We start from the raw sequence: 6,574 nt of genomic DNA, 5'->3' as shown, positions 1-6,574 counted from the left end.
GTCCTGCGCGCCGCGCGGGGACGGCTGGCCGACCTCCCGCCGGGCCGCCCGGCCGCCCACATCCTGCGGGAGCTGGGCGAACTGCTGGAACAGGCGGGAGAGGTCGCCGAGGCCGCCGACGCCTACCGGCGGGCACTGGAGGCGGCGGGCCTGCGCCCCGCGCGCCCCATGGCCACGAGCCGCGACCTGGGCCGCGTCTGACGGACACCGCGCCGCCGCCCGCCACCCGGCGGGCGGCGGCGCGATGCCCAGGGTGAGCACCATCACGTAACGGACGGAACAAAATCAGGCGATTCGTGGTCCTAACATGGAGACATGGGATGACTGGGTGATCCGCCCGGCCCTCCCCGCCGTGACCGACCTCGAAGGAGCACCGTGACGCTGCGCACCGCCCGCCGTTCGTCCCTGGTGGACCAGGTGATCGATCAGCTCAGGGGCGAGATCGCCGCGGGTGCCTGGCCGGTCGGCGGCAAGATCCCGCCGGAGCCGGTGCTGTCGGAGACGCTCGGCGTCGGCCGCAACACCGTGCGCGAGGCGGTGCGCGCCCTCACCCACGCGGGCCTGCTGGAATCCCGCCAGGGCGACGGCACCTACGTGCTCGCCACCAGCGAGATGTCGGGGGCGGTCCGCCGCCGCCTGGAGACCGCCGAGCTCATCGAGATCCTGGAGGTGCGGCGCGGGCTGGAGGTGGAGGCCGCCCGGCTGGCCGCCGCCCGCCGCACCGAGGCCGACATCGCCGCCATCGGCGCGGCCCTGGCCGAGCGCGACGCCGCCTGGACCGCCGGGGAGCACGCCCGGTTCGTCGAGGCCGACCTGGCGTTCCACACCGCCGTCGTGGAGGCGACCCACAACCAGGTCCTCACCGACCTGTACCGCGACTTCGCCGCCACGCTGCGCGCCAGCATCGGGGCCGCGGGGAACATGCTGGAGCACGCCGACGTCCCGCACGGGCCGATCGCGTCGGCGATCGAGGCCGGCGACGCGCCCGCCGCCGCGCTGGCCACGCACTCGTGTCTGGACCAGATCCTGCGCTCCACCGAGAAACGCGACGCCGCGCCCGTCTGACGCCGCCGCCCGGGCCCGTCCCGAACCCTTCTTGGAGCGCTCCAGCACCGGCGCTCCCACCCGACTTCCGCACCCCGCAGGACGTATCGCATGACGACCATGACCTCTTCCGCCCGCCGCACCCCGGCCGTGTCCCGCGCCACCGCGCTGTGGACGCTCGCCGGACTCATCCTGCTGACCGTCAACCTGCGCGCCGCGATCACCGGCGTCTCGCCGATCCTGGGCGAACTGAAGCGGCAGTTCGCGCTGACGGGCTTCGAGGTCAGCGTGCTCACCACGCTGCCCGTGCTGTGCCTGGGGATCTTCGCCTCGGTGGCCCCGGTCCTGGGCCGCCGGCTGGGCACCGAGACCGCGATCACCGCCGCCCTCACCATGATCACCGTGGGCATCGTGCTGCGCATCGTGCCGTCCCCGCTCGCGCTGTTCGCCGGGACGGTCCTGGCCGGCGCGGGCATCGCGATGGGCAACGTCCTCACGCCCGCCGTCATCAAGCGGGTCTTCCCCGGCCGGGTCGGCTCGCTGACCGGCCTGTCGATGATGCTGATGGCGGCCAGCGGCGCGATCGCCGCCGGGCTGGCCGTTCCGCTGGACGACTCCGCCGGGTGGCGCGTGGCGCTGGCGGTGTGGGCCGTCCCGTCGCTGGTCGCCGTCCTGGTCTGGGGCCCGCTGGCGCTGCGCGGCCGCCGTTCGGCGCGGCCCGAGCGGGCCGAGGCCCCGGCGGGCGGGCCGCAGGGGACGCTCCTGCGCTCCCCGCTGGCCTGGTACGTGGCGACGTTCATGGGCATGGCGTCGCTGATGTTCTACGTGCTGATGTCGTGGCTGCCGGAGATCATGCAGGACTCCGGGTTCGCGCCGGCCGAGGCCGGGATGATGGTCTCGGTGATGATGCTGATCGGCATCCCGCTGGGCTACCTGGTCCCGGTGTTCGCCGCCCGCCTGCGCGACCAGCGGCTCATGGTCGGCGCGGTCGGCGTGAGCATGGTGGCCGGCATCGGCGGCATGCTGTTCGCGCCCGCCCTCGGCTGGGTCTGGGTGTCGGTGCTCGGCCTCGCGACCGGCAGCGCGTTCCCGCTGGCCTACACGCTGCTGAACCTGCGTTCGCTGACCCCGGCCGTCGCGGCCCGCCTGTCGGGCATGGCGCAGACCGCGGGCTACCTGCTGGCGGGCTTCGGCCCCCTCGCCGTCGGCACCCTGCACAGCCTCACCGGCGGCTGGGACGTCTCCCTGTGGCTGCTGCTCGTCCTGGTGGTCCCGGAGATCGTGTTCGGGCTGCTGGCGGCCCGACCCGGCCACGTCCGTCCCAGCGGCGACCACGAGGAGGGCCCGCTGGAGAAGCTGCTGGAGCCCGAGGAGGCCGTCGCGGTCACGTCCCGCTGACGGCGTCCAGGTCGAGCACCCGGGCGTGCAGCACGAGCCGCTGGTGCAGCGCGGCCCGCAGCGCCCGGTGCAGGCCGTCCTCCAGGTACATCTCGCCCTTCCAGAGCACCACGTGCGGGAACAGGTCCCCGTAGAACGTGGAGTCCTTGGCCAGCAGCGACTGCAGGTCCAGCTCCCGCTTGGTGCTGATCAGCTGGTCGAGCCGCACCTGGCGCGGGGGGATCTTGGCCCAGTCCCGGGACGACAGCCCGTGGTCGGGATAGGGCCGTCCGTCTCCCACCGCCTTGAAGATCACCCTTGCGAGTGTACGTTCTCAGATGGACCCGGAGAAGGTGTCGCACCTGTCCGGATCACCTGTCTGGAAGCCCGTGGTGAACCAGCGCCGCCGCTGCTCAGAGGTCCCGTGCGTGAATCCGTCGGGATCCACGGACCCCTGGGTGCGCCGCTGGATGCTGTCGTCCCCGACGGCCTCGGCCGCGCTCAGCGCCTGCCGGATGTCCGTCTCGGTCAATTGGGTGAGGAAGCCGGTGCCGACGGCGTGTTTGGCCCAGACCCCCGCATAGCAGTCGGCCTGGAGCTCCAGCCGCACGGACCCGCTCTCGGCGCCCTTGGCGTTGCCCCTCACCCGTCCCATGGCGCCCAGCAGGTTCTGCACGTGGTGCCCGTACTCGTGCCCCACCACGTACGCCTGGGCGAACGGCCCGCCCTCGGCCCCGAACTGCCGCTGCAACTCCCCGAAGAAGGTCAGATCGAGATAGACCTTCCGGTCCCCCGGGCAGTAGAACGGCCCCACGGCGGCCGTGGCGTGCCCGCAGGCGGTCTGCGTGGCCTGGCTGAACAGCTGGGTCCTGGCGGGCCGGTAGGTCTGCCCGTTCCGCCGGAACTCCTCGTCCCAGTACTTCTGGATGCTGTTGACCGTCCCGACGATGCGGCAGTCCTCCGACTGGTCGGCGTCGGCCCCGGTCCGGCACCGCTCGGAGAGGTTGGTCCCGCCCCCGACCCGCCCGGCCTCCCGCTGCGGCGACCCGTCGCCCCCGGTCAGGTCGAGCCCGAAGACCAGCGCCACGACCGTCGCCACCAGCCCGAGGACACCCCCGCCCACGACCATCCCCCCGGGCCCACTCCGTCCCCGGGCATCCTCGACCTGCGAGGAATCCAGCTGAGCGTCATCCCTGAAGTCCATCCGGCGCCTCCGACCAGCCCTCGATCTCGCCCCGGACCTTCCCCGAGATCCGGCGATGCAACGTCCCTTCATCCCCCAATCCCGACATCCGGACGGTTGACCGTGGGCGGGCGAAAGGCGATTCTCGTTTAATTAGGTTTGCCTTACCTAAGCCGAGGAGTCGTGGTGGTCCGGACCAACATGAACGCGATCCGCGTGAAGCCCGAGGACAGTGAGCTGCTGTCGTTGCGGGTCGTGCGCAGGGAGCGCCTCTCTCCCCACTTCATGCGGGTCACGCTCGGCGGGGGGAGACATCGGGCGCTTCGCGTCCATGGGTTACGACCAGTGGTTCCGGCTGTTCATCCCCGTCTCCGACGACTCGCTTTCGCGGCTGCCCAGGAAACTCAACGCCCTCGCCTACGCCCGGTACCTCGCCATCTCCAAGACCTCCCGGCCGATCCTGCGCAACTACTCCGTGCGCGCCTTCCGCGAGGACGTCCAGGAGATGGACGTGGACTTCGTGCTGCACGGCCCGGACGACGGGACCGCGGGCCCCGCCGCGTCGTGGGCGCGGACCTGCGAGGCCGGCGATCCGGTGGCCGTCCTGGACGAGGGGATCTCGTTCAACCCTCCGCCGGACGTGCGCCACACGCTGCTGGTGGCCGACGAGAGCGGCCTTCCCGCCGCGGCCGGGATCCTCGCCTCGCTGCCGCGCGACCACCGGGGCAGGGCGCTGCTGGAAATCCCCTCGCCCGAGGACAAGCAGGACCTCGACGCCCCACCCGGGGTCGAGATCGACTGGATCACCCGCGACGACCCGCACGCCGTTCCCGGACGCGCCGCGCTGGCCGCCGCCACCGCGCTCGACCTGCCCGACGAGCCGTTCTTCGGGTGGACGGTGGGGGAGCAGTCCCTGCCCGTGGCCGTGCGCCGCCACTGGGTGAAGGCGGGAGCGCCCAAGGAACGCATCATGTTCTGCGGCTACTGGCGCCACACCCAATGAACGGGAAAAACATCGAGGGCGGCATCCTGGGATGCCGCCCTCGTGAAGTGCGGAGGATACGAGATTCGAACTCGTGAGGGGTTGCCCCCAACACGCTTTCCAAGCGTGCGCCCTAGGCCACTAGGCGAATCCTCCGTGGGCTAGCCTACCGGGTCTCGGGCACTGGTCTGACCTCAATTACGGCCGAGGTGGGGATGGGGCCGTAGACGTGGGGGAACAGGTCGCCGTCGGCGGGTTCGTAGCGGACCGGGGCGTCGAGTGCGGACACGTCGATGACCAGCAGGGCCAGGGTCGCCGGGTCGGTGTCGGCGTAGAAGCGCGACAGGACGCCCCGCGCCTGGTCCAGGTCGGCGGAGCAGTGGATGAAGCCCTCCTCGTCCAGGGTGCGGCCCAACGTGGACATGGTGTACGACACACCCGTGGCGCGGGCCTCTTCCCAGCGGGCGATCTCGGCTATGTGCAGGAGAGTTTCGGACATCGTGAGCGAGCCTACGGCGGGAGGGTGCTCAGGTGGACCGCGGATGTCATAGACTCTGGGCAGACCCCTCGCACGGCGTCATCCTGTGAACCTCCCCAGGGCCGGAAGGCAGCAAGGATAAGCAGGCTCTGTCGGGTGTGCGGGGGGTCCTTTTCGCTTCTGACGCTCTGCTTCTTCCAGGAGGGCGGGCCCCATGAGTCTGGCTCTGTACCGCAAGTACCGGCCAGCGACGTTCGCCGAGCTCAAGGGGCAGGAGCACGTCGCCGAGCCGTTGCAGCAGGCCCTGCGCAACGGGCGCATCAACCACGCCTACCTGTTCAGCGGGCCGCGCGGCTGCGGCAAGACCTCCAGCGCCCGGATCCTGGCGAGGTCCCTCAACTGCGAGCAGGGGCCCACCCCCGAACCGTGCGGCAAGTGCGACTCGTGCGTCGCGCTGGGGCCGACGGGGAACGGCCACATCGACGTCATCGAGATCGACGCCGCTTCGCACGGTGGTGTCGACGACGCCCGTGACCTGCGGGAACGGGCCTTCTTCGCCCCCGTCGCCGCGCGCTTCAAGGTGTACATCATCGACGAGGCGCACATGGTCACCCGCGAGGGTTTCAACGCGCTGCTCAAGCTCGTCGAGGAACCCCCGCCGCACCTGAAGTTCGTGTTCGCGACGACCGAGCCCGAGAAGGTCATCGGGACCATCCGGTCGCGGACCCACCACTACCCGTTCCGGCTGATCCCGCCCGGCGTGCTCACGCAGCTCGTCGAGGAGATCCTCCGGTCCGAGAACGTCCCCTACGAGGAGGCCGCGCTGCCGCTGGCGGTGCGGGCGGGCGCCGGGTCGGCGCGGGACACCCTGTCGATCCTGGACCAGCTGCTGGCCGGGTCGGACGAGAAGGGCATCACCTACGCGCGGGCCGTGTCGCTGCTGGGCTACACCGACTCGGCGCTGCTGGACGAGGTCGTCGAGGCGTTCGCGGCGCGGGACGGCGCGAAGGTGTTCGCGGCCGTCGACCGGGTCGTGGAGAGCGGGCAGGACCCGCGCCGGTTCGCCACCGATCTGCTGGAGCGCCTGCGCGACCTGGTCATCCTCGCGAACGTCCCCGAGGCCGGGGGCAGCGGCCTGCTCAACGTCCCCTCCGACGAGCTCGAACGCATGAAGCGGCAGGCCGCCGCGATGGGCCCGGGCGAGCTGACCCGCGCCGCCGACCTGCTGCACTCCGGCCTGACCGAGATGCGGGGCGCGACCTCGCCCCGGCTGCTGCTGGAGCTGATCGCGGCCCGCATCCTGCTGCCCGCCGCGTACGAGGACGAGGCGTCGCTGTTCGCGCGCCTGGACCGGCTGGAACGGCAGGCCCAGAGCGGCGGGTTCGCCTCCGCCCCGGCCCCGGCGGCCGCTCCCGCTCAGCCGCCCGCCCCGGCTCCGGCCCCCGCCCCGGCCCCGGTTCCGGCCGCGACCGTCCCGGCTCCGGCTCCCAGCCCCGAGCCGCCGCGCCCG

Annotated in this window: 7 protein-coding genes, 1 tRNA gene, 1 other RNA gene and 1 pseudogene; 6 read left to right on the top strand and 4 right to left on the bottom strand. The window is 72.1% G+C overall.

Features of this window, described 5'->3' with window-relative positions:
• The 3 genes and pseudogenes from AKI01S_RS52375 to AKI01S_RS47735 all read left to right on the top strand — a co-directional run.
• Nucleotides 1-201: pseudogene (locus AKI01S_RS52375) on the top strand (transcriptional regulator); the annotation flags it as partial.
• Between the two features lie 174 nt (nt 202-375).
• The gene (locus AKI01S_RS47740; RefSeq protein WP_067833549.1) at nt 376-1,065 is read left to right on the top strand and encodes a FadR/GntR family transcriptional regulator; all 690 of its coding nucleotides are present in this window, start codon (nt 376-378) and stop codon (nt 1,063-1,065) included.
• A gap of 99 nt (nt 1,066-1,164) precedes the next feature.
• Nucleotides 1,165-2,442: a CynX/NimT family MFS transporter gene (locus tag AKI01S_RS47735; RefSeq protein ID WP_084000966.1), complete on the top strand. Its 1,278-nt coding sequence runs from the start codon at nt 1,165-1,167 to the stop codon at nt 2,440-2,442.
• Here the strand turns inward: AKI01S_RS47735 and AKI01S_RS47730 are convergent.
• Together AKI01S_RS47730 and ypfJ are read right to left on the bottom strand one after the other, a co-directional pair.
• Nucleotides 2,429-2,737 carry a type II toxin-antitoxin system VapB family antitoxin gene (locus AKI01S_RS47730; protein ID WP_067833542.1) on the bottom strand — a complete coding sequence of 103 codons (309 nt, stop codon included), beginning with the start codon at nt 2,735-2,737 and terminating at the stop codon, nt 2,429-2,431. The two genes, AKI01S_RS47735 and AKI01S_RS47730, sit on opposite strands and share 14 nt — an antisense overlap.
• 18 nt (nt 2,738-2,755) lie before the next feature.
• Nucleotides 2,756-3,625 carry a KPN_02809 family neutral zinc metallopeptidase gene (ypfJ, locus tag AKI01S_RS47725; protein ID WP_067833539.1) on the bottom strand — a complete coding sequence of 290 codons (870 nt, stop codon included), beginning with the start codon at nt 3,623-3,625 and terminating at the stop codon, nt 2,756-2,758.
• Nucleotides 3,626-3,935: 310 nt separating this feature from the next.
• On the opposite strand from ypfJ, the gene AKI01S_RS47720 reads away from it, so the two are divergent.
• The gene (locus AKI01S_RS47720) at nt 3,936-4,607 is read left to right on the top strand and encodes a siderophore-interacting protein (RefSeq protein ID WP_218010092.1); all 672 of its coding nucleotides are present in this window, start codon (nt 3,936-3,938) and stop codon (nt 4,605-4,607) included.
• A 50-nt stretch (nt 4,608-4,657) separates the two neighbouring features.
• On the opposite strand, the gene AKI01S_RS47715 is transcribed toward AKI01S_RS47720, so the two are convergent.
• Both AKI01S_RS47715 and AKI01S_RS47710 read right to left on the bottom strand, forming a co-directional pair.
• Nucleotides 4,658-4,742: transfer RNA gene (locus AKI01S_RS47715), tRNA-Ser, on the bottom strand.
• A 10-nt stretch (nt 4,743-4,752) separates the two neighbouring features.
• The gene (locus AKI01S_RS47710; protein ID WP_067833536.1) at nt 4,753-5,085 is read right to left on the bottom strand and encodes a DUF952 domain-containing protein; all 333 of its coding nucleotides are present in this window, start codon (nt 5,083-5,085) and stop codon (nt 4,753-4,755) included.
• Nucleotides 5,086-5,144: 59 nt separating this feature from the next.
• On the opposite strand from AKI01S_RS47710, the gene ffs reads away from it, so the two are divergent.
• Together ffs and AKI01S_RS47700 are read left to right on the top strand one after the other, a co-directional pair.
• Nucleotides 5,145-5,240: signal recognition particle sRNA small type (ffs, locus tag AKI01S_RS47705), an RNA gene on the top strand.
• Between the two features lie 38 nt (nt 5,241-5,278).
• On the top strand, nt 5,279-6,574 hold a 1,296-nt coding region (locus AKI01S_RS47700), incomplete at its 3' end, for a DNA polymerase III subunit gamma and tau (RefSeq protein ID WP_157420719.1).

Origin of the sequence: Actinomadura kijaniata NBRC 14229 (assembly GCF_001552175.1) — a bacterium.
Lineage (GTDB): Bacteria > Actinomycetota > Actinomycetes > Streptosporangiales > Streptosporangiaceae > Spirillospora > Spirillospora kijaniata.
Note: the sequence above shows the minus strand (reverse complement) of the source record. Positions and strands in the feature narration are given on the sequence as shown.

Coding starts and splice junctions, on each gene's coding strand:
- AKI01S_RS47735 (WP_084000966.1), top strand. CDS start 1,165: ATGACCTCTTCCGCCCGCCGCACCCCGGCCGTGTCCCGCGCCACCGCG.
- ypfJ (WP_067833539.1), bottom strand. CDS start 3,625: ATGGACTTCAGGGATGACGCTCAGCTGGATTCCTCGCAGGTCGAGGAT.
- AKI01S_RS47720 (WP_218010092.1), top strand. CDS start 3,936: ATGGGTTACGACCAGTGGTTCCGGCTGTTCATCCCCGTCTCCGACGAC.
- AKI01S_RS47710 (WP_067833536.1), bottom strand. CDS start 5,085: ATGTCCGAAACTCTCCTGCACATAGCCGAGATCGCCCGCTGGGAAGAG.